The sequence below is a fragment of the Nocardioides guangzhouensis genome (assembly GCF_004519545.1).
GTDB lineage: Bacteria > Actinomycetota > Actinomycetes > Propionibacteriales > Nocardioidaceae > Nocardioides > Nocardioides guangzhouensis.
On record NZ_SDKM01000015.1, the window covers coordinates 65773 to 85971 of the forward strand.

A 20199-nucleotide genomic window follows, 5' to 3' on the forward strand; every position below is an offset into this window, starting at 1 on the left:
GATTGTCACTCGGAACTCACTGTTTCCCACAGATGACCGGTTCTTACTAGTCATGCTGCAGAAAATTGGCCACCACCAGTGCCCGTTCGGACTATCAGGATCGGCCGATCGGCCGGAACCGGGGCAATTCGGACACGGAATGCCCGGAACGGGTGCGCGGGCGCGCCGGTCGGTCTAGCGCGTGTAGAGCGCGGCCACCTCGTCGCGGAACTCGCGCATGACGACCGACCGCTTGAGCTTGAGGCTCGGCGTGAGCTGTCCGCCCTCCTCGGTCCAGTCGTCGGGGAGGATCACGAACTTCCGGATCGCCTCGGCCTGGGACACCGCCTTGTTGGCGTCCTCGACCGCGGTCTCGATCGCCGCTCGGAGGTCGGCGTCGTCGACGTGGTCGGCCACGCTGCCGCTCTTGCCGTGCTCGGCGGCCCAGGCGGGGAAGGACTCGGGATCGATCGTGACCAGCGCCGCGATGAACGGCTGGCCGTCGCCGACCACCATGCACTGGCTCACCAGCAGGTGGGCGCGCAGCCGGTCCTCGAGCACGGCGGGAGCGACGTTCTTGCCGCCGGCGGTCACGAGGATCTCCTTCTTGCGTCCGGTGATCCGCACGAACCCCTCGTCGTCGACCTCGCCCACGTCGCCGGTGTGGAACCAGCCGTCGCGGTCCAGCGCCTCGCCAGTGGCCGTCTCGTTGCCCCTGTAGCCGGCGAACACCTGGCCGCCGCGGACCAGCAGCTCGCCGTCGTCGGCGATCCGGACGGCGGTGCCGGGCAACGGACGTCCGACTGTGCCGACCTTGTTCGCGTCGGGGAGGTTCACGGTCACCGCGGCCGTGGTCTCGGTGAGGCCGTAGCCCTCGAGGACGGTCAGCCCGATCCCGCGGTAGAAGTGGCCGAGCCGCTCGCCGAGCGGGGCGCCGCCGGAGACGGCGTACGTGCAGCGCCCGCCGAGCGTGGCGCGCAGCTTCGCGTACACGAGCCGGTCGAACAGGGCGTGCTCCGCACGGACCCGCAGCGGGACCTTGCCGGTGTCCTTGCCACGGCTCCAGGCGATCGCGGCGTCGGCGGCGCGGTCGAAGATCCGGCCCTTGCCGTCGGCGGCGGCGCGCTGTGATGCGGTGTTGAAGACCTTCTCGAACACCCGCGGCACGGCCAGGATGAAGGTCGGCCGGAACGCGCCGAGGTCGGCGACGAGGTTCTTGATGTCGGCCGAGTGCCCGAGGCGGACCCGCGCCTTGATCGCCCCGATCTGGATGATCCGCGCGAACACGTGCGCCAGCGGCAGGAACAGCAGCGTCGACGGCTCCTCGCCGCCCTCGGTGGAGAACAGCTCGTCGAGCTCGGGCACCGCCACCCCCAGCTCGAACATGAAGTTGGCATGGGTGAGCATGCAGCCCTTGGGCCGGCCGGTGGTGCCCGAGGTGTAGATCAGCGTGGCGAGGTCGAGCGGCGTGGTGGTGGTGCGGCGCTTCTCGAGGTCGTCGTCCGGCACGTCGGCACCCAGCCGGGTGAGCACGTCGATGGCGCCGTCGTCGATGGTCCACACGTGGTGGAGGTCGGGGAGGTCGCCGCGCAGGCCGCTGACCCGGGCCAGGTGGTCGGCGCCCTCGGCGACCACGGCCCTGGCGCCGGAGTCCGAGAGGATCCAGCCGATCTGCTCGGCCGACGAGGTCTCGTAGACGGGGACGGTCACCGCCCCGGCGAACCAGATCGCGTAGTCGATCAGGGTCCACTCGTAGCGGGTCTTGGAGATCAGGGCCACGCGGTCGCCGGGCTCGACGCCGGCCGCCACGAGGCCCTTCGCGACGGCGACCACCTCCTCGCGGAACCGCTCGGCGGTCACGTCCACCCAGCCGTCGCGGGTGTTGCGGCTGAACACGACCGCATCGGGGTGGTCCGTGGCATTGCGGACGACGTCGTCGGTGAGGTTGCCGGTGGCGGGGATCTCCACCGACAGGGGGGTCGAGAACTCGCGCACGCGTTGCTCCTTGCTACGAACCGGTTCACCAGCAGGCTACCGGCGCCGGACGGCGGTCCGGTATCCGGTACGCTCGCTGCTCTCGGGCGCCCGGGCTCCGGTGCCCGATCGGCACGCTGCACGGACCAAAGCCGCACGGACCACTCCAGGGGACACGATGGCCGAACAGACCACCTCGTCGATCGTCGTCGACGCCGAGCCGTCGGCCGTGATGGCGGTGATCGGTGACTTCCCGGCGTACCCCCAGTGGGCCAAGGGCGTGAAGACCGCCGACGTGCGCAGGACCAATCCCGACGGTTCCGCGGACCAGGTGTTCTTCGAGCTCGACGTGTCGCCGATCAAGGACGAGTACACCCTCGTCTACGACTGGGACGGTGACCGCCAGGTCACCTGGAAGCTGGTCGAGGGCAAGATGCTGCGCGCCCTGGACGGCGCCTATGTCCTGCGCGACCTGGGCAACGGCGCGACCGAGGTGACCTACCGACTCTCCCTCGACGTCTCGATCCCGCTGATCGGCATGCTCAAGCGCAAGGGCGAGAAGATCCTGATCGACACCGCGCTCAAGGGGCTCAAGAAGCGCGTCGAGTCGCTCGCCTGACGGGGTCCTGGCCCGAGACCGTGCGCATCATCCTGTTCACCGGCAAGGGCGGCGTCGGCAAGTCCACCGTCGCCGCCAGTACGTCGGCGCTCGCGGCGTCCCGTGGTCAGCGGACGCTGGTCCTCTCCACGGACGCGGCCCACTCGCTCGCCGACGCGTTCGGCGCCCGCGTCGGGTCCGAGCCCACCGAGGTGGCGCCCCGGCTCTTCGTCCAGCAGGTCGACGCCCAGCAGCGCTTCGAGCAGTCGTGGGCGGACATCCAGCGCTACCTCCTCTCGGTCCTCGACGTCGCCGGCGTGGACCCGGTCGCGGCCGAGGAGCTGACCGTGATCCCTGGTGCCGAGGAGGTGCTGGCCCTGCTCGAGCTGCGGCTGCACGCGCTCTCCGGTGACTGGGACCTGGTGGTCGTCGACTGTGCCCCGACCGCCGAGACGCTGCGGCTGCTGGCCCTCCCGGAGGCGCTCGGGTGGTACATGCAGCGCGTGTTCCCGGTCGAGCGGCGGGTGGTCAAGGCGCTCAAGCCGGTGCTGACCAGGGCGGCCGGGGTGCCGATGCCCGGCGACTCCGTGTTCGACGCGATCCAGCGGCTGCACGACGAGCTGGACGAGGTGCGCGACCTGCTGGCGGGCCCCGACTCCAGCGTCCGGCTGGTGCTGACGCCCGAGAGCGTCGTGCTGGCCGAGGCCCGGCGCTCCTTCACGACCCTGTCCCTGTTCGGCTACCGCGTCGACGGGGTCGTCGCCAACCGCGTGTTCCCCGAGGCGGAGGGCGACAGCTGGCGCGCCGGCTGGGTGGCGGCGCAGTCGCATGTCCTCGAGGAGGTCGAGCAGTCGTTCCCGGGCCTGCCGCTGTGGCGCTCGGTCTACCGCGCGGGTGAGCCGGTGGGGGTCGACGCGCTGCGGCAGCTCGCCACCGAGGTCTATGACGGCACCGACCCCTTGGCCGCGCCGGCCGGCGACGGGCCGCTGCGGATCACCCGCAACAGCGCGGGCGCGGTGCTGCGGCTGGACCTTCCGTTCGTCACTCGGGGTGAGGTGGATCTCGCCAGGCACGGCGACGAGCTGGTGGTGACCGTGGGGTCGTATCGTCGGCTGCTGTCCCTGCCGCCGGGCCTGGCCCGGCACCGGGTGACCGGGGCCCGGGTGGACGAGGGGGCCCTGCAGGTGCGGTTCGAGGAGAGGAACGGATGAGCGAGACCGGTGGCGGCGGGGACGGGCGGCCGCAGGACCCCGTGGGATCGGTGACAGAGGAGGCCGCCAAGTTGCTCGGCGCTCTGTCGGGATGGGCCCGCACCCACGGCAGCGAGGCCGGGCAGAACCTCGGGCACGGCCTGGCCGACGCGTTCCACGAGCTGGACCAGCACATCGCGACCGGGAGCCCCGAGTGCCGCTACTGTCCGGTGTGCCGGGTGGTGCACGTCGTACGCGAGGGCAGCCCGGAGGTGCGCGCCCACCTGGCGCTCGCCGGGGCCAACCTGATGCAGGCCGCGGCGGCGCTGATGGCGGCGGCCGTGCCGGAGGAGAAGCGCCGGCAGGGTGGCGTCGAGCGCATCGACCTCGACGACGCGGGTGACGACACGGACTGGGACGGGGACGACGAGTGGCCGGAGGGCGAATGACCCACACCATCGGTGTCGACGTCGGTGGCACGAAGATCGCCGCCGGTGTCGTGGACCAGGACGGCCGGGTGGTCGCGAAGACCAAGGTCACCTCGCCGGCCAAGGACCCGGCGGCCATCGAGACCAGCATCGAGAAGATGGTGGCCGAGCTCCGCGAGAAGCACGAGGTGGCAGCGGTCGGTGTGTCTGCCGCAGGCTTCGTGGACGCCGCCCGCGCCAAGGTCTACTTCGCGCCCAACATCGCCTGGCGCGACGTCGCGCTCAAGGAGGACCTCGAGGAGCGGGTCGGGCTCCCGGTGGTCGTCGAGAACGACGGCAACGCGGCTGCCTGGGGCGAGTTCACGTTCGGGGCCGCCCAGGAGCTCTCCGACGACCTCCTGCTGGTGACCATCGGCACCGGCGTCGGCGGCGGCGTCGTGATGGACGGGCAGCTCTACCGCGGAACCTTCGGCATCGCCGGCGAGGTCGGACACATCCGGATCGAGCGCGAGGGTCGGCTGTGTGGCTGCGGGCTGCACGGTTGCCTCGAGCAGTACGCCAGCGGCTCCGCCCTGGTGGCCGACACCCACGACGCCGTACGCCGCGGAGCCGAGGGCGCCGGGCCGCTGCTGGAGCAGGCCGGGGGAGACGTGGAGCGGATCACCGGCCCGATGATCACGCTCGCCGCGCAGGCCGGCGACCCATTCGCCCAGGAGCGCCTCGCGGTGCTCGGCGGCTGGCTGGGTGAGGGCGTGGCCACGCTGGTCGCCGTGCTCGACCCCGGCGTGGTCGTCATTGGCGGCGGCGTGAGCGAGGCCGGCGACCTGCTGCTCGACCCGGTGCGGCGTTCCCTGGAGGCCCATCTCACCGGCGCCGGGCACCGTCCGGTGCCCGAGGTCCGCGCCGCCACCCTGGGCAACGACGCGGGCATGATCGGGGCGGCGCACCTCGCGCTGCCCTGAGCCCGTTGACGACGGTCAGTCGATCATGCGGACGATGCGAGGCCCCACGCCGAAGTAGGTGGTGAGTGCACCGCCCGTGCGGCTGGGCAGGGCGTTCGAGTTGAAGAAGATCACCTTCATCGTCTTGATCTGGTTCTGCTCGATCACGATGCCATTGCCGGGCGAGTTCCCGACCGGGGCGGTGGCCGTGTTCGAACCCTTGACCGACGACGACGCGACGTCCTCGTCGGTCAGGAACGCCGGGCGGAAGTCGATGATGGAGTACTTGTTGCTGCCGCCATTTGCCGGCTGGACATGAAGGACCGGCACGAAGAAGAACCGCGGGGAGTCGTAGATCGACTCGTCGAGCACCGCGTCCCCGCTGTAGTTCTTGTCCGCGACGGTGGCCAGGGAGGCCCCGTCGGTGAGGAAGCAGCTGAGCACGTCGTTGTTGATCGAGTAGTTCGTGTTCTGGATCCGGGCAGTGGCGTTGGACGACGAGCCCCCGGGCCCACAGCCGGGTGTGGTGCTCTCGGTCGTCAGGCGTCCCGGCGTGCTCCCGACCCCGGTGATCATTCCCGCGGTGGCAGCGAGTGCCGGCAGCCCGGTGTCGGTGTCCACACAGTTGGTGCCGGGCTTCAACCCGGGGTTGGGCAGCCCGCTGGTCACGGCACCGTTGACACCGTTGGAGCAGGTGCCGCTGGATGTCCACGATGAGTGGACAGTCAGCGTCATCGGCTCCTGCAGGTTGGTGGCCATGTTCATCGCGAGCTGGTCGTTCTGGGAGCTCACGTCGGTCCGTGGGAACTTGAGCGTGCCGAAGTTTCCGTCGTTAGACCCCGCATCGCACTCGAGGACCGGCTCGCCGACGCGCAGGGGGATCGACTGGTTCTTGTCTGACCACAGACCGGTGCTCGAGGTGGCGGTGTCCCGGTTCCAGACCCGGATGTACCAGACCTGCTCGCTGGTCGCCACGGACTGGGGGACGACGAATCTGATCGTGTGTGCGCTGTTCCCGCTCGTCGTGTAGTTCACCATGGGAGACAGCGTGTGCGTCGAACCGGTGTCGTCGATGAAGCTCGCGGCCTCGACGGGCGCGGCCCCCGAGGCTGGGAAGAAGCCGACCTTGGTGGTGCGAGTCCACGCCTTGCCCGTGAGCATGATCGTGGCGCCAGTCGTGTTCAACGGGATCTGCGCAGTGTCCGACCCCGTGAGCTCGGTGCCGTTCACTTCCGAGTTGTTCGCGAGCGGCGGGACGGCCACCGGACTGACCTGACCGTTGGCCGGGTCGGTGATCGTCTGTCGACCGTAGTCACAGGGTGTGACGGCGTAGACGGGGAGCGCCCCCAAGGGGGAGAACACCGCCACCGTGGCACGACCCTGGACGTCGGTGTTCTCGTTCTCGCAGGGGCCGTCGTCGCCCACGCTGAAGATGCAGGCGAATCCGTTCTCGACCCGCTCCAGGGGCGTGATGACCTGCAGCCCTCCATTTGCCCACCTGACCTCTCCGTCGGTCAGGTCGCCGTTCGTCAGCTGGGTGTTGCTCGTCACGCAGGCTGTCACCGTGTCCGAGACGCAGGCCCCGTTCCGGTTGAGCGGTTGGTTCTCGTTCATCGAGAGCCGGACCGCGTCGAGCACCACGCTCGGGATGGTGCCGCTGGTCTGCCCGGTCAGCTGGCCGCCGGCCGACAATGCTGCAAAGTCAGCCTGTCCCTGGACGTCGGACTTCCTGGCCATGGCGTTGCCCAGGTCGACAGCGAAAGCTGACAAGCCGATCAGTACGACCGCCAGGAAGGCGAAGAGGATCGAGTACGCCCCGCGCTCGTCGCGCCGCTTCGATGCCATCTCAGGGCGCCAGACATGCGTCGTCGGCGGCGTCGGACTGCTCGTCCACCTCCATGTGGGCGGTGTACGCGCGGGTGACGGTCGCCGGCACACCGGGGATCAGGCTCAGGAGCTCGGCGTCGGACGTGACCGTGACGGTGATGTTGTCGCCGACCGAGAGACCTGAGGGGGCCGTGCTGAGGCCGACGCTGCCGGTCATCTGCGGCGCGAAGTCCGTGGCGAGGTCGTCTTGGCCACCCCAGCAGTCGCCCACCACGACCCGCCGGGCCACCTCGCGGGCAGCCGTGTTCGTCGACTCGGCGGTGAAGAAGTACCAGCCGAACTGGATGATGCCCATGACGATGGCCGCGAAGATCGGGAAGATCAGTGCGAACTCGATGACGGCAGAGCCGTCCTCGTCCCTGTGCCGTCTACGCATCCTGAGCCCCTCCTCCGCAGAGGTATCCGTCCCCCGTTGCTTGCCACGAATGGCGAGACGAGTCTAGGTATCGGCGAGCGCCAATAAACCCCTCCGGACAAGAATCATCCGATTGGTGAGCGGTGGTAGTCATATAGGGTCATCGGTCACCCGTGTACCCCGATGCGCCAGAATGTGGCGCGTGGGTGAACAGGTCTGGATCGGTGTGGACGTCGGCGGCACCAAGGTGCTGGCCGGTGTCGTCGACGACGAGGGGCGGGTGCGCCGCACGGCCCTCCGCCGTACTCCGGGCCGCCGCGTCGACGTACGCATGGTCGAGGACGCGCTGACCGAAGCCGTCGAGGAGGCGGCAGGAGACGCCGAGGTGCTCGGCGTCGGTGTCGCCGCGGCGGGATTCGTCGACGCCGACGGTGAGCGGGTGATGTTCGCGCCGCACCTGCCCTGGGAGGACTCGCCACTGCGCGAGGTGCTGGCTGACCGCTGGGGCGTGCCTGTGGTCCTCGAGAACGATGCGACCGCAGCTACGCACGCTGAGGCGACGTACGGCGCGGCTCGCGGCGCTCGGGACGTCGTCGTCGTCACGCTTGGGACGGGGATCGGAGGCGGCCTGCTGCTCGACGGTTGTTTGCACCGAGGTCGCAACGGCATGGCTGGCGAGTTCGGCCACATGCAGGTCGTGCCCGGCGGGCTGGCCTGCGAGTGCGGCGGCTATGGATGCTGGGAGCAGTACTCGTCGGGCAGCGCACTGGTGCGCTTCGTCCGTGAGCGCCTCGGGATCCGGCCCACGGTCCTGGAGGACATGTGCCAGGGGAACCCGGCGCTGCTCACCGGCCCGATGGTGACCGACGCCGCGGGTGACGGCGACCTCCTGGCACACGAGGCGTTCCAGCACGTGGGTGACTGGTTGGGCGTCGGCGTCGCGAACCTGGTCGCCGCGTTCGACCCTGACTGTGTGGTTATCGGCGGCGGGGTCTCGGCGGCGGGTGACCGGCTGCTGGACCCGGCCCGCACCGCCCTCGAGCGCACGCTGGTCGGGGCCGCGAGGAGGGAGATCCCGCCCGTGCTGCCGGCAACCCTCGGCCCCGGGGCCGGGCTGGTCGGCGCCGCCGACCTCGCGCGTCAGACCCGGCGGTAGTCCGGCACCAGCTCCACGGCGAGCTGCTCGAGGAACAGGCCGACGTCGGTGACGATACCGCGCGCCTGCGAGGAGCCGCGGTCGGCCAGCTTGGTGACGGTGGCGGGGTTGATGTCCACGCAGACCAGCGGGATGGAGGCGGGGAGGATGTTGCCGGTGGCGACCGAGTGCAGCATGGTCGCCACCATCAGGCAGAAGCCGACGTCCGACAGTGCGCGGCGCATCGCGCGCTGGCCGTCGATCACGTCGGTGTAGACGTCCGGGAGCGGGCCGTCGTCGCGGACCGAGCCCACGAGCACGAACTCCTTGTCATGGGTCACCAGTGCGTGCATGATCCCGCCGGTCAGCACGCCGTTCTCCACGGCTGCGCGGATCGAGCCCTCCTTGCGGATCGTGTTCAGCGCACGGATGTGGTGCTCGTGGCCGTGCTCGACGCCTCGGCCCATGGCGAGGTCGACGCCGAGCGAGGTGCCGTACAGCGCGGACTCGATGTCGTGGGTGGCCAGCGCGTTGCCGGCGAAGAGGATGTCGACGAAGCCGGCGTGCACCAGCGCCATCATCGCGGGAGCCGCGCCGGTGTGGACGACGCCGGGGCCACCGACCCACAAGACCTTCTTGCCGGCGGTCTTCGCCTCCCGCATCCCGTCGGCGACCTGGCGCACCAGCACCGCCTGCGGCTTCTCCGACGACACGTCGGACTCCATGAAGCCGAAGCCGCCCTCGGGGCGGTCGTCGACCGGCGTGGTGACCTTGACGCCCGACGCTCCGCACACGACGTTCATGCCGGCCTGGACGTCGGCCATCGGCAGCGTGTAGACCCGGGTGCCGTCGACGATCAGGCCGCAGTCCATCTCGGGGTTCTCCACCTCGATCCAGCGGCCGCCGAGGCGGACCCGGGTGGGGAGGTTGGTGGTGGAGTAGAAGCCGTCGGGGAACACGCCGTCCATCTCGGCCTCGGCGTACTCCGCCTCGCCGGGGTCGACCATGTTGACGCCGCGGGTCTGCAGCCGCATCAGCAGCCGTTGGAGGTCCTCGTCGTCGTCCGCGGTCACGGTGATCGTCGCGGTGGACATGTCCGCGGCCTCGTGGCCGACGTCGATGTGGTCGATGACCCAGTCGGCGCCGTACTCGCGGATGTCGTCGAGGACGCGCGACAGGATGCCGCTGTCCATCAGGTGGCCGGTGATCTCGACGTTCTCGCTCACAGTCACGGTCGGCAGCCTAGCCACTTCCCGGTGCCGTGCGCGGGCGGGTCCGGTCAGACGACGGCGCCGTCGTCACCGGGGTCGCGGGGGTCCTTCGACATGGTCGAGACCAGGTAGACGAACCCCCCGATGAACCCGCCGACGAGGATCGCGCTCACCCACCCCGGGAGGTAGATCCCGAACACCAGCGCGACCAGCAGCACGATGGGTGCGCCGAACAGACCGACCCAGGCCAGCGCCCGCCGCGGCTCGGGGCGGGGGACCGGCGGCGGGGGCGGCGGGACGTAACGACCCTCGTCCTCCCACGGGAACGGGGAGTACGACGCGTCCTCGCCCTGCGCGCCGTCTCCCGGTCGCTCGGGGTCGCCCGGTAGCCGCTCGGCCGACGGCTCGTCGATCCGGTGCTCCTCGACGTGCTCGTCGAGGCGGGGGAGGTCGTCGACCGACGGCTGCTCGCCGTAGTTGGCGACGATCTGCCGCCAGGCCTCGTCCTCGTCACGCTTGCTCACCCTGCGAGCCTACGTCGCGACGTACCCCTCCCGTCGAGGTGGTTCGCGCCCCGCCTTCGAGTCCCTGCTGGGGAGTTCCGCTGTCCGTCCGGATAGTCCCAAACGTTCGAGGGTCCGACACGCCGACGGCGACCCCTCAAACGTTTGGGACTATCCGGAGAGGGGGCCGGTCACTCGGGGTGCTGGGCGTGGGTGGTGGCGTGCACGAACGCGACGGACTCCTCGAAGATCGTCGGGGCGTCGTTGTCGAGGGTCGCCACGTGGTAGCTGTCGGGGAGCACCTTCTCGATCACGTCGATCGAGGACACGGACTCGAGCACCGCGCGGTGCGAGCCGGGATCGGCGACGTGGTCCTCGCTGGAGCAGAGGATCAGCAGCGGCTGGGTCACCTGCGGGAGCAGCGGCTGGAGCGCGCGGTAGAAGTCCAGCAGCGAGGCCGAGGCGTCGAGCGGGAGCCGGTCGTAGCCGAGCTCGGTCTGGCCGGGCTTCTTGATGTCGTCGACGATCCCGGGGAACGACTTCGTGACCCGGCGCAGCACCGGCAGCAGGTGCCGGCGCCAGTCGCGGTTGTCGACGGAGACGTTCACGCTGATCACGCCGGCGACGTCGGGTCCTCGCTTGGCGGCCAGCATCAGCGCCAGCGCGGCCCCCATGGAGAGGCCGCCGACGACCACGCGGTGGTTGTCGACCAGCAGCCGGTCCAGCCCGCGCTCGGCCTCGTCGTACCACTCCCGCCAGGTGGTGCGGTTCAGGTCCTGCCAGCGGGTGCCGTGACCCGGCAGCAGCGGGACGTCGACGGCGTACCCACGCGTGGCGAGGAACTCGGCCCACGGCCGGATCGAGGCCGGGGAGCCGGTGAACCCGTGCAGGAGCAGGACTCCGACGGGACGCTCGGACTGGGTGAGCTCGGGGTGGGCCGCGGCGGACCACGCCGCGGTCGGTGACGATGTCGGCACGTGAGAATGATGGCACCGCCCCACCCCCCGTGCGGGTGACCACACGGGGTGGTTTTGGGGCTAGTGTTCACTCGGCGGGTCGGCGATCGGGGGCCGACCGGGAGACAGCGTGAGGAGGCCGCCGGTGTTCTACTGGTTCCTGAAGTGGATCGCCATCGGTCCGTTGCTGCGGCTCATCTTCCGACCCCAGGCGTATGGCGTGGAGAACGTCCCCGACGAGGGCCCGGTGATCCTCGCCAGCAACCACCTGTCGTACGCCGACTGGCTGTTCATGCCGCTCACGCTGAGCCGCCGGGTCAGCTTCGTGGCGAAGGCGGAGTACTTCACCACACCCGGCCTCAAGGGCTGGATCCAGAAGCACTTCTTCCGCGGGTCCGGGCAGATCCCGATCGACCGCTCTGGCGCCAGCGCCGCCGAGGGTGCGCTCACCTCGGCCAAGGGGATCCTGTCGAAGGGCGAGATCTTCGGGATCTACCCCGAGGGCACCCGCTCCCACGACGGCAAGCTCTACCGCGGCAAGACCGGCGTCGCCCGGCTGGCGCTCGAGACCGGCGTCCCGGTGATCCCGGTGGCGGTGGTCGGCACCGACGTGGTGGCCCCGCCCGGCAAGACCTTCGGCTCGTTCACCCGCCCGATCGTGCGCTTCGGCAAGCCGCTCGACTTCAGCCGTTACGAGGGCCTCGAGAACGACCGCTACATCCTGCGCTCGATCACCGACGAGATCATGTACGAGATCATGAACCTCTCCGGCCAGGAGTACGTCGACATGTACGCCACCCGCGCCAAGGAGGAGTCCAAGCGGCTCGAGCGCGAGGCCGCGGCCGAGGACGCGAGCGAGAAGAAGAAGGCGTCCTGACGGCGCTCGACGGGCGCCCGTGGTGGCGCGAGGCCGCCGGGGTGGCCGTCCAGGACGGCATGTTCCGAGCGGTCGCGGTGCTCCGGGTGCTGCTCCTCGCGAACGCCGTCGCGCTCAACGTCTACCGCCGCGACAACTTCGTCCACCCGACCGCGGGCCTCGTGCTGGTGCTGGTCATGGTCGCGTGGACCTTCGTCGCGAACTGGGCGTACGCCGACCGGCGGAGGCGGCGGCCCCCGCTGCTGGTGGCGGACCTGCTGGTCGCGGTGGCCCTGATCGCCGCGACCCCCTGGGTGAAGGGCGCCGGCTTCAACGCGACCCTGCCCGGCTACTGGGTGATGGGTGCCCTCCTCGCGTGGGCCATCCACTGGCGCCTGGTCGGCGGCACGGTCGCCGCCTGCGCCCTGGTCGCAGCGGACCTGCTGTCCCGGCAGGAGATGAACCAGACCAACTACGGCAACGTGTTCCTGCTGCTGCTCGGCGGGGTCGTGGTCGGCTACCTCGTCGACCTGCTCCAGCGGATGGCGGTGGCCCGCGACGTCGCCGAGCGCGAGGCCGCGGTCGCCGGCGAGCGGGCCCGGCTGGCCCGGGCGGTCCACGACGGGGTGCTGCAGGTGCTCGCGCTCGTGCAGCGTCGGGGCGGCGAGCCCGGCGGCGACGCCGAGCTCGGCCGGCTCGCCGGTGAGCAGGAGCAGGCGCTGCGCGCGCTGATCCGGCAGCAGGACGCGCTGCAGGTGCCGACCGACGAGGACGGCGAGGTCGACCTCGGGCCGGTGCTCGAGGCGCTCGGGCTGCTCCGGTCGCCGCGGGTGAGTGTGGCCACCCCGGGGACGCCGGTCCCGCTGCCGGCGCAGTCCGCCGGCGAGGTCGAGGCCGTGGTCCGCGCCTGCCTGCACAACGTCGAGGTCCACGTCGGCGACGACGCCCCGGCGTGGGTGCTGCTGGAGGACCTGGGCGACCGGGTGGTGGTGAGCGTCCGCGACGAGGGGCCGGGCATCGCGGACGGCCGGCTCGCCGCTGCGGAGGCCGAGGGACGGTTGGGGGTCAGCGGCTCGATCCGCGGCCGGGTCGCCGACCTGGGCGGCACCGCGGAGCTGATCACCGGGGCCTTCGGGACCGAGTGGGAGCTCACCTTCCCCCGGGACCCAGAGCGGTAGTCCTAGGCTCGGCCGCGTGACCATCCACGACACCCACCCGTTCCTCGACCCCGAGTCCGAGCGCGACCCGGTGCGTCGGTTCCGGGGCCGGCTCGGGGGAGCGGTGTCCCTCTGGACCACCGGGACCGGTCGCGAGCGGGCCGGGCTCACGGTCTCGTCGCTGATGGTGGCCGGCGGCGAGCCGGCGCGGGTGCTGGCGCTGGTGGACCCCGACTCCGACCTCGCCGACGCCCTGCCCACCACCGGCCGAGCCGTCGTACAGCTGCTCCGCTGGGGGCACCGCGCCCTGGCCGACGCCTTCGCCGGCACCGCGCCCGCGCCCGGTGGCGCGTTCGCCCAGGCGGCCTGGGAGGAGACCTCCTGGGGTCCCCGGCTGGCCGACGCCGCCACCTGGGCCGGGGTGGCCCTCGAGTCGACGACCGAGGTCGGGTGGTCGCTGCTGCTGACCGCGACCGTCGAGCACGTCGAGATCGGCTCCGAGGACGACGCGCTGGTGCACCGGCGGGGGCGCTACGTGCGGCCCTGAGCGGCCTTCTCTGACTAGGGTGACCGTCATGAGCGACGGGGACGCGCAGCAGCCGGTGCGGGTGATGGTGGTCGACGACCACCCGATGTGGCGGGACGCGGTGGAGCGCGACCTCGCCGCGGCTGGTTTCGACGTGGTCGCGGTCGCGGCCAACGGCACCGAGGCGCTGGCCCGGTTCCCCGCCGCGCGGCCCGGCGTGGTCGTGCTGGACCTGCAGATCCCGGCGCCGAACGGCGTCGAGGTGACCGCGGAGGTGGTCCGTCTGGACCCCTCGGCCCGGGTGCTGATCCTCTCGGCCAGCGGCGAGCAGGACGACGTGCTCGACGCGGTGAAGGCCGGCGCCACCGGGTACCTGGTGAAGTCGGCGTCCAGCGCCGAGCTCCTCGACGCCGTACGCCGTGTGTCCCGCGGCGACACCGTGTTCACCCCCGGCCTGGCCGGCCTGGTGCTGGGCGAGTTCCGCCGCATGCTCGACGCCCCGCCGTCCGACGACGGCTCCTCGCGCCTCACCGAGCGCGAGACCGAGGTGCTGCGCCTGGTCGCGAAGGGCCTGTCCTACAAGCAGATCGCCGAGCGGCTGGTGCTCTCGCACCGCACCGTCCAGAACCACGTCCAGAACACCCTGCGCAAGCTGCAGCTGCACAACCGCGTCCAGCTGACCCGCTACGCGATCGAGCAGGGCCTCGACGACGAGGACGAGTGACCGCCTTCCGCGCGGCCAGCCCCGCCGATGCGGTGGCCCTGCGCGACCTCGAGCGGGACGCGGGCCTGGCGGCGCTGGGCCACATCTTCCCGCCGGACCGGTACCCGTACCCGGAGACGGCCGTGCTGGCGCGCTGGGCGCTGGTGCTGGACGACCCGGACGTGCGGGTGGAGGTCGTCGAGGGCGAGGCGGGGCTCGACTGCGTCGTGGCGTGGGACGTCGGCAGCGTGCGCCACCTCGCGGTGCGGCCGGACGCGTGGGGGAGCGGGCTGGCGCGGCAGGCGATGAACCGGGCGCTCGCCGGGATCGCGGCCGGTGGTCTCGGCCGGGCGGTGCTCTGGTGCCTGGCGGACAACGGACGGGCACGCGGGTTCTACGAGCACCTGGGTTGGCGGACCACCGGGCGCGAGCAGGAGGCGGGGTGGCCGCCGTACCCGACCGAGGTGGAGTACGCCGCCCCGACCGGCGCGGCTGTGTAGATTCGCAGCGTGACCGACCCGCTGCTCGAGGCCGCAGACCGGCTCTACGGCCTCACGCTGCCGGAGTTCACCCCGGCCCGGGACGCGCTGGTCAAGGAGCACAAGGCCGACAAGGAGCTCGCGGCCCGGCTGAAGGTACTCAAGAAGCCCTCGCTCGCGGCGTACGTCGTCAACCTGCTCGTACGACGTGACGCCGCGCAGGTCGGCCAGGTGCTGGTGGTCGGCGAGGCGTTGCGGCAGGCACAGGAGAACCTCGACGGCGCGGAGCTGCGCAACCTGACCCGGCAGCGGCGACAGCTCACCGCCGCGGTCACCCAGCAGGCCCGGTCGCTCGCCGGCGAGCACGGCCAGCGGGTCACCCAGGCGGTGGCCGACCAGGTCGAGGCGACTCTGACGGCCGCGATGCTCGACCCCGGGGCCGCGGCAGCGGTCCGCACCGGGCTGCTGGTCAACGCGATCACCAGCACCGGGGTCGGCGAGACCGACCCCGCGGCGTACGTCGCCGTGCCCGACGCCGCGGGCTTCACCCCGACCGAGCTGGCCGAGCCGGCACCGCCCCCGCCGCCGGAGCTGCACGTCGTACCCGATCCGGACGCCGAGGCCAAGAAGGTGGCCGCCGCGCAGGAGAAGGTGGAGGCGGCGCAGGCCAAGGTCGACGAGGCCACCGAGGCGCTGGCCGCGGCGGACGCGGAGGTCGCCGAGCTCGAGGCGCGCAGCCTGCAGCTCCAGGCGGAGATCGACGAACTGCGGCGCCGGGTCGAGGAGCTGGCGTCCGACCAGGACGAGGTGGACGACGAGCTCGGCGACGCGCGCGAGGTCGCATCGTCGGCGCGGCAGGACGTGGCCTCCGCCGACGCCGCCCGGCAGCGGGCCGAGGCCGCGCTCGCCAAGCTCCAGTCGTGACGGGTCGTCCGCCCCAGGAGGGGCCCTGACACCCCGTCAGGCGGACGACCCTCAGGCCCAGCCCTTGGACCGCTCCACGGCGTCGGTCCACTTCGTGTGCAGCGCGTCGGCCCGGCTCCGGTCGCCGGCCGGCTCGAACCGCCGGTCCAGCTGCCAGGTCTCGCGCAGCTCGTCTGTCGACGACCACACGCCGGTGCCGAGCCCGGCGAGGAACGCGGCGCCGAGGGCGGTGGTCTCGACGATCCGCGGCCGCTCCACCGGTACGCCGACCTGGTCGGCCTGGATCTGGCACAGCAGGTCGTTGGCCGCGGCGCCGCCGTCGACCCGCAGGGACGCCAGCTCCGGCATGGTCTCGAGGACGTCGCGCACCTCGAACGCGATCGCCTCCAAAGTCGCCCGCACGATGTGGGCGCGGGTGGTGCCGCGGGTGATCCCGATGATCAGGCCGCGCGCGTGCGGGTCCCAGTGCGGGGCGCCGAGCCCGGTGAGCGCGGGCACGAACATCACGCCCTCGCTGTCGTCCACGGTCGAGGCGATCGCGTCGGTCTCGGCCGCCGACCCGACGATCTGGATCCCGTCGCGCAGCCACTGCACGGCCGCGCCGGTCACGAAGATCGCGCCCTCCAGGGCGTGGGTGAGCACGCCGTCGGGGGAGCGCCAGGCCGCCGTGGTGAGCAGCCCGGCGTCGCTGCGTACCAGCTCGGTGCCGGTGTTGGTGAGGATGAACGACCCGGTGCCGTAGGTGCACTTGGAGTCGCCCTCGTCGAAGCAGGTCTGCCCGAACAGCGCGGACTGCTGGTCGCCGGCGATGCCCGCGATCGGCAGCTCCAGCCCGAGGAACACCTTCGGGTCCGTGGTCGCGACCTCGCCCCAGTTGGGCACCAGGTCGGGCAGCGCGTCGCGGGGTACGCCGAACAGGCCGCACAGCTCGTCGGACCAGTCGCCGGTGGTGAGGTCGAAGAGCAGGGTCCGGCTGGCGTTGGAGACGTCGGTGACGTGCCAGGTGCCGCGGGTCAGGCGGGCGATGAGGTAGGAGTCGACCGTCCCGACGGCGTACCGCCCGGACTCGACCAGGGCCCACGTGTTCGGCTCGTGCTCGGCCAGCCAGGCCAGCTTGGTGCCGGAGAAGTACGGGTCCAGCCGCAGCCCGGTCAGCTCCGTGACCCGGTCCTCGTGGCCGTCGTCCTTGAGGCGTGTGCAGATGTCGGCGGTACGGCGGTCCTGCCACACGATGGCCCGCCGCGGCGACCCGAGGGTCTCCCGGTCCCAGAGCACGATCGTCTCGCGCTGGTTGGTGATCCCGACCGCGGTGACGTCGTCGCCGGCGTAGGTCTTGAGCGCGGCGCGGACCGCCTCGAGCGTCGCCTGCCAGATCTCCTCCGGCGCGTGCTCGACCCACCCGGGCTGCGGGAAGTGCTGGGCGAACTCCTGGTAGCCGCGGGCCGCGATCGCGCCGTCGGTCGTGACCACGACCGCGGTGACGCCGGTGGTGCCGGCGTCGATCGCGAGCACGCTCACGCGTCGTCCTCCGGGGTCTCGTCACCGGTCGAGGACTCGCCGCGCACGATCGCCAGGATCCGCCGGTCGATCCACTCGAGCCCGGGGTCCACGCGCATCTCGTAGTTCTCGGTGCCGACCCAGGCATGGAAGTCGCGGTGGCCCTGCGCGGTGGCGAACTCGTCGAGCTCCCGCTCCAGCGCCGCGTCCACCGGCACCTTCTCCTCCTCGGTGGAGGCGGTGAGGTAGAGCTCGTTGAGGTCCAGCAGCCGGGCCAGCTCGGTGACCGGGTCCGCGTGGTCGTCGACCCGCAGGTCGACCGCGATGTCGTCGAGGCCGCCGTACCCGGCGGCGTCGCGGACCACCAGCATCGCCGCCGACTGGCGACCGCGCCGGTCGCCGCCTGCCTCGTCGCCGGCGCGGAGGGAGGCCAGCAGTCGCTCCGCGAACGGTGTCTCGGGATCGGCGCCGGTCCACGCCTCCTCGATCGCCTCCACGACCTCCTCGCCGGCGAGGATGTTCCCCTGGATGGCATAGCCGTCGCCGGTGCGGCTGCCGGCCCAGTCGAGGCACGCGTGGCCGGTGTGGCTCGCGGCCCCGCCGTCCTTGTCGACCACCCCGACCTGTCGGTGGTCGCGGCCCTCGTCCTGCTCGATGAGCGTCTGCACCACCTCGGAGGCGGTGCCGCCGTCGTCGAGATGGGCCAGCGCGAGCCCCTTCCAGGCCACGTTGGCCTCGGCCTGGGTGGCCACCGCCCCCACCCCGGCGACCGCGGCCGGCACTGCCGACCCCACCGCCAGAAACTTCGAGGCGACCGCCACCCCCCAGGTCTCGCCGTCGTCCGACCGGGCCACGATGGAGAACGTCATGGGCCGAGGCTAGCGGCCCTCCGCCGAGTCGGATATCCGCCGGCGCGGCCATCTCGATCGCCTCCGCGGCGTCGATCCCGGCCGGCTCGGTCGTCGGCGGCATCGTCGACCGGGTCGGCGCCCAGCGGGTGCTGCAGGTCGCGAACCTCGCGCAGGGCGTCGGCTTCGCGGCGTACCTCGTCGTCGACAGCTTCACCGGCGTGCTGCTGTCGACGGTGCTCGTCAGCGTCGGCCGGACGGCGTTCTGGGGCTCGTTCGGCGCCACCGTCGCCGTGATCTCGCGACCGGGGGAGCGGGGGCTGTGGTTCGGGTTCCTGGGCGCCCTGCGCAACGTCGGCTTCGCGCTCGGCGGCCTGGTGTCCGGGCTCGCGATCAGCATCGGCACGGAGACGGCGTACGCCGCGATCGTGGTCGCCAACGCCGTGTCCTACGCGCTCGCCTACCTGCTGCTGCGGGCGGTGCCCAACACGGTCGTCCACTCGACGTACGACGCGGGGGAGCGGCGGGAGGGCTGGGGCGTGGTTCTCCGCGACCGCCGCTACGGACTGCTGGTGCTCACCCAGGCCGCGTTCTCGATGTCGATGATGGCGCTGAACTTCGCGATGCCGATCTACGCCACCGAGACGCTCGGGCTGCCCGGCTGGGTGGCCGGCGCGCTGTTCACGATCAACACGGTGATGGTCGGGTGCGGGCAGGGACTGCTCGTGCGGTCGCTGACCGGCCGGGTCCGCAACCGGGTGCTGCTGGTCGCGAACCTCGCCTTCGCCGCGTCGTACGTCGTGCTGCTGGGCGCCACCCGGGCCTCGGTCGTGGCGGCCACGCTGCTGGTCCTCGGCGGGGTCGCGATCTACAGCCCTGGCGAGATGCTCGGCGGGCCGGTGCTCGCCGACACGGGCGCCTCCTCACCAGACCTGGTCTGACGGCGGCGAGACGCCTCTGGCCGCGAGGTCGACTGCTGGCTAGAGTCGATGGCTCCGCCGTTGAACGATCCAAGGAGGGCTCATGCGCGTCGGCGTACTCACTGGTGGGGGCGACTGTCCCGGGCTGAACGCGGTGATCCGTGCCGTGGTCCGCAAGGGCGTGAAGACGCACGGGTTCGAGTTCGTCGGCTACCGCGACGGCTGGAAGGGCCCGCTCGAGGGCATCACCATGGAGCTCGGCATCGAGCAGTGCCGCGGCATCCTGCCCCGCGGCGGCACCATCCTGGGCTCTTCCCGCACGAACCCGTTCAAGATCGACGGCGGCGTGGAGCGGATCCAGGAGAACCTCGCGAAGGACGGCGTCGACGCGCTGGTCGCGATCGGCGGCGAGGACACCCTCGGCGTGGCCACGAAGCTCGCCGACCTCGGCGTCGACGTGGTCGGGGTGCCCAAGACCATCGACAACGACCTCTCCGGCACCGACTTCACCTTCGGCTTCGACACCGCCGTCAACATCGCGACCGAGGCCATCGACCGGCTGCACACCACCGCCGAGTCCCACCACCGGGTGCTCGTCGTCGAGGTGATGGGCCGGCACGCCGGCTGGATCGCGCTGCACTCCGGGCTGGCCGGCGGCGCGAACATCGTGCTGATCCCGGAGCAGCCCTTCGACATCGAGGAGGTCTGCTCGCTGGTGGAGAGCCGGTTCGAGTCGAGGTACTCCCCGATCCTGGTGGTCTCCGAGGGCGCGATCCCCAAGGAGGGCGGCGACATGACGCTGGTCTCCCAGGAGCTCGACGCGTTCGGGCACGTCCGCCTCGGCGGCATCGGCGACCGGATCGCCAAGGAGATCGAGGACCGCACCGGCAAGGAGGCCCGGGCCGTGGTGCTCGGCCACATCCAGCGCGGCGGCACCCCGACCGCCTTCGACCGCTGGCTGGCCACCAGGTTCGGCCTGGCCGCCATCGACGCGGTGGCCACCAAGAACTTCGGCACGATGATGGCGCTGCGCGGCACGAAGATCGAGCAGGTGCCGCTGATCGAGGGCACCGGCGAGCTCAAGCTGGTCAGCCCGGAGGAGTACGCCGAAGCGCAGGTCTTCTTCGGGTAG

21 protein-coding genes are annotated in these 20199 nt (G+C 71.6%); 13 read left to right on the top strand and 8 right to left on the bottom strand.

The window, feature by feature from the left end; genetic code table 11:
* Nucleotides 1-174: 174 nt before the first annotated feature.
* Nucleotides 175-1974, bottom strand: coding sequence for an AMP-dependent synthetase/ligase (locus EKO23_RS11765; RefSeq protein WP_134717455.1), 1800 nt, complete (start codon nt 1972-1974; stop codon nt 175-177).
* 157 nt (nt 1975-2131) lie between these two features.
* Between EKO23_RS11765 and EKO23_RS11770 the strand changes: the two genes are divergently transcribed.
* The 4 genes from EKO23_RS11770 to EKO23_RS11785 are packed head-to-tail and all read left to right on the top strand — an operon-like array spanning nt 2132 to nt 5131.
* Nucleotides 2132-2572, top strand: a complete 441-nt coding sequence (locus tag EKO23_RS11770; protein WP_134717457.1) for an SRPBCC family protein — start codon at nt 2132-2134, stop codon at nt 2570-2572.
* A gap of 20 nt (nt 2573-2592) precedes the next feature.
* On the top strand, nt 2593-3762 hold the full coding sequence (locus EKO23_RS11775; RefSeq protein WP_134717458.1) for an ArsA family ATPase: 1170 nt from the start codon (nt 2593-2595) through the stop codon (nt 3760-3762).
* Complete coding sequence (locus EKO23_RS11780; protein ID WP_134717460.1) at nt 3759-4190, top strand: hypothetical protein; 432 nt, start codon at nt 3759-3761, stop codon at nt 4188-4190. Before EKO23_RS11775 ends, EKO23_RS11780 begins: the two co-directional genes overlap by 4 nt.
* Entirely contained in the window at nt 4187-5131 is a 945-nt protein-coding gene (locus EKO23_RS11785; RefSeq protein ID WP_134717462.1) for an ROK family glucokinase, read from the top strand. The genes EKO23_RS11780 and EKO23_RS11785 overlap by 4 nt, the downstream gene beginning before the upstream one ends.
* 15 nt (nt 5132-5146) lie before the next feature.
* Here the strand turns inward: EKO23_RS11785 and EKO23_RS11790 are convergent, their stop codons facing one another.
* Both EKO23_RS11790 and EKO23_RS11795 read right to left on the bottom strand, forming a co-directional pair.
* Nucleotides 5147-6955 (bottom strand): TadE/TadG family type IV pilus assembly protein, encoded by a 1809-nt coding sequence (locus EKO23_RS11790; RefSeq protein WP_134717464.1) that lies wholly within the window; start codon nt 6953-6955, stop codon nt 5147-5149.
* 1 nt (nt 6956) lies between these two features.
* Nucleotides 6957-7373, bottom strand: coding sequence for a TadE/TadG family type IV pilus assembly protein (locus EKO23_RS11795; protein WP_134717466.1), 417 nt, complete (start codon nt 7371-7373; stop codon nt 6957-6959).
* A gap of 181 nt (nt 7374-7554) precedes the next feature.
* Here EKO23_RS11795 and EKO23_RS11800 point away from each other — a divergent pair, with 181 nt between their 5' ends.
* Nucleotides 7555-8508, top strand: a complete 954-nt coding sequence (locus EKO23_RS11800; protein WP_246051044.1) for an ROK family protein — start codon at nt 7555-7557, stop codon at nt 8506-8508.
* Here the strand turns inward: EKO23_RS11800 and EKO23_RS11805 are convergent.
* The 3 genes from EKO23_RS11805 to EKO23_RS11815 form a co-directional block, all read right to left on the bottom strand.
* Nucleotides 8493-9719: an ornithine cyclodeaminase, nickel-pincer nucleotide-dependent gene (locus EKO23_RS11805; protein ID WP_134717470.1), complete on the bottom strand. Its 1227-nt coding sequence runs from the start codon at nt 9717-9719 to the stop codon at nt 8493-8495. The genes EKO23_RS11800 and EKO23_RS11805 overlap by 16 nt on opposite strands.
* 47 nt (nt 9720-9766) lie before the next feature.
* Complete coding sequence (locus EKO23_RS11810; protein ID WP_134717472.1) at nt 9767-10222, bottom strand: hypothetical protein; 456 nt, start codon at nt 10220-10222, stop codon at nt 9767-9769.
* 170 nt (nt 10223-10392) lie between these two features.
* Nucleotides 10393-11178: an alpha/beta hydrolase gene (locus EKO23_RS11815; RefSeq protein ID WP_134717474.1), complete on the bottom strand. Its 786-nt coding sequence runs from the start codon at nt 11176-11178 to the stop codon at nt 10393-10395.
* Nucleotides 11179-11302: 124 nt separating this feature from the next.
* On the opposite strand from EKO23_RS11815, the gene EKO23_RS11820 reads away from it, so the two are divergent.
* The 6 genes from EKO23_RS11820 to EKO23_RS11845 are packed head-to-tail and all read left to right on the top strand — an operon-like array spanning nt 11303 to nt 15802.
* Complete coding sequence (locus EKO23_RS11820) at nt 11303-12034, top strand: lysophospholipid acyltransferase family protein (RefSeq protein WP_134717560.1); 732 nt, start codon at nt 11303-11305, stop codon at nt 12032-12034.
* 41 nt (nt 12035-12075) lie between these two features.
* Nucleotides 12076-13191 (top strand): MacS family sensor histidine kinase, encoded by a 1116-nt coding sequence (gene macS / locus EKO23_RS11825; RefSeq protein ID WP_134717476.1) that lies wholly within the window; start codon nt 12076-12078, stop codon nt 13189-13191.
* A gap of 16 nt (nt 13192-13207) precedes the next feature.
* Nucleotides 13208-13717, top strand: coding sequence for a flavin reductase family protein (locus EKO23_RS11830; RefSeq protein ID WP_134717478.1), 510 nt, complete (start codon nt 13208-13210; stop codon nt 13715-13717).
* A gap of 28 nt (nt 13718-13745) precedes the next feature.
* Nucleotides 13746-14420, top strand: a complete 675-nt coding sequence (locus EKO23_RS11835; protein WP_134717480.1) for a response regulator — start codon at nt 13746-13748, stop codon at nt 14418-14420.
* Nucleotides 14417-14899: a GNAT family N-acetyltransferase gene (locus tag EKO23_RS11840; RefSeq protein ID WP_134717482.1), complete on the top strand. Its 483-nt coding sequence runs from the start codon at nt 14417-14419 to the stop codon at nt 14897-14899. The genes EKO23_RS11835 and EKO23_RS11840 overlap by 4 nt, the downstream gene beginning before the upstream one ends.
* Before the next feature lie 9 nt (nt 14900-14908).
* Nucleotides 14909-15802, top strand: coding sequence for a hypothetical protein (locus tag EKO23_RS11845; RefSeq protein ID WP_246051045.1), 894 nt, complete (start codon nt 14909-14911; stop codon nt 15800-15802).
* A 51-nt stretch (nt 15803-15853) separates the two neighbouring features.
* On the opposite strand, the gene glpK is transcribed toward EKO23_RS11845, so the two are convergent.
* Together glpK and EKO23_RS11855 are read right to left on the bottom strand one after the other, a co-directional pair.
* Nucleotides 15854-17320, bottom strand: coding sequence for a glycerol kinase GlpK (gene glpK / locus EKO23_RS11850; protein WP_134717486.1), 1467 nt, complete (start codon nt 17318-17320; stop codon nt 15854-15856).
* Nucleotides 17317-18168, bottom strand: coding sequence for a DUF1028 domain-containing protein (locus tag EKO23_RS11855; protein ID WP_134717488.1), 852 nt, complete (start codon nt 18166-18168; stop codon nt 17317-17319). The genes glpK and EKO23_RS11855 overlap by 4 nt, the downstream gene beginning before the upstream one ends.
* 32 nt (nt 18169-18200) lie before the next feature.
* Between EKO23_RS11855 and EKO23_RS11860 the strand changes: the two genes are divergently transcribed.
* The gene (locus tag EKO23_RS11860; protein WP_281280911.1) at nt 18201-19088 is read left to right on the top strand and encodes an MFS transporter; all 888 of its coding nucleotides are present in this window, start codon (nt 18201-18203) and stop codon (nt 19086-19088) included.
* An 82-nt stretch (nt 19089-19170) separates the two neighbouring features.
* Nucleotides 19171-20199, top strand: coding sequence for a 6-phosphofructokinase (locus EKO23_RS11865; RefSeq protein WP_134717492.1), 1029 nt, complete (start codon nt 19171-19173; stop codon nt 20197-20199).

Bases quoted from the DNA above. Each gene is read 5' to 3' on its own strand.
- EKO23_RS11770 (WP_134717457.1), top strand. From the start codon at position 2,132: ATGGCCGAACAGACCACCTCGTCGATCGTCGTCGACGCCGAGCCGTCG.
- EKO23_RS11780 (WP_134717460.1), top strand. From the start codon at position 3,759: ATGAGCGAGACCGGTGGCGGCGGGGACGGGCGGCCGCAGGACCCCGTG.
- EKO23_RS11785 (WP_134717462.1), top strand. From the start codon at position 4,187: ATGACCCACACCATCGGTGTCGACGTCGGTGGCACGAAGATCGCCGCC.
- EKO23_RS11790 (WP_134717464.1), bottom strand. From the start codon at position 6,955: ATGGCATCGAAGCGGCGCGACGAGCGCGGGGCGTACTCGATCCTCTTC.
- EKO23_RS11795 (WP_134717466.1), bottom strand. From the start codon at position 7,373: ATGCGTAGACGGCACAGGGACGAGGACGGCTCTGCCGTCATCGAGTTC.
- EKO23_RS11835 (WP_134717480.1), top strand. From the start codon at position 13,746: ATGAGCGACGGGGACGCGCAGCAGCCGGTGCGGGTGATGGTGGTCGAC.
- EKO23_RS11855 (WP_134717488.1), bottom strand. From the start codon at position 18,168: ATGACGTTCTCCATCGTGGCCCGGTCGGACGACGGCGAGACCTGGGGG.
- EKO23_RS11865 (WP_134717492.1), top strand. From the start codon at position 19,171: ATGCGCGTCGGCGTACTCACTGGTGGGGGCGACTGTCCCGGGCTGAAC.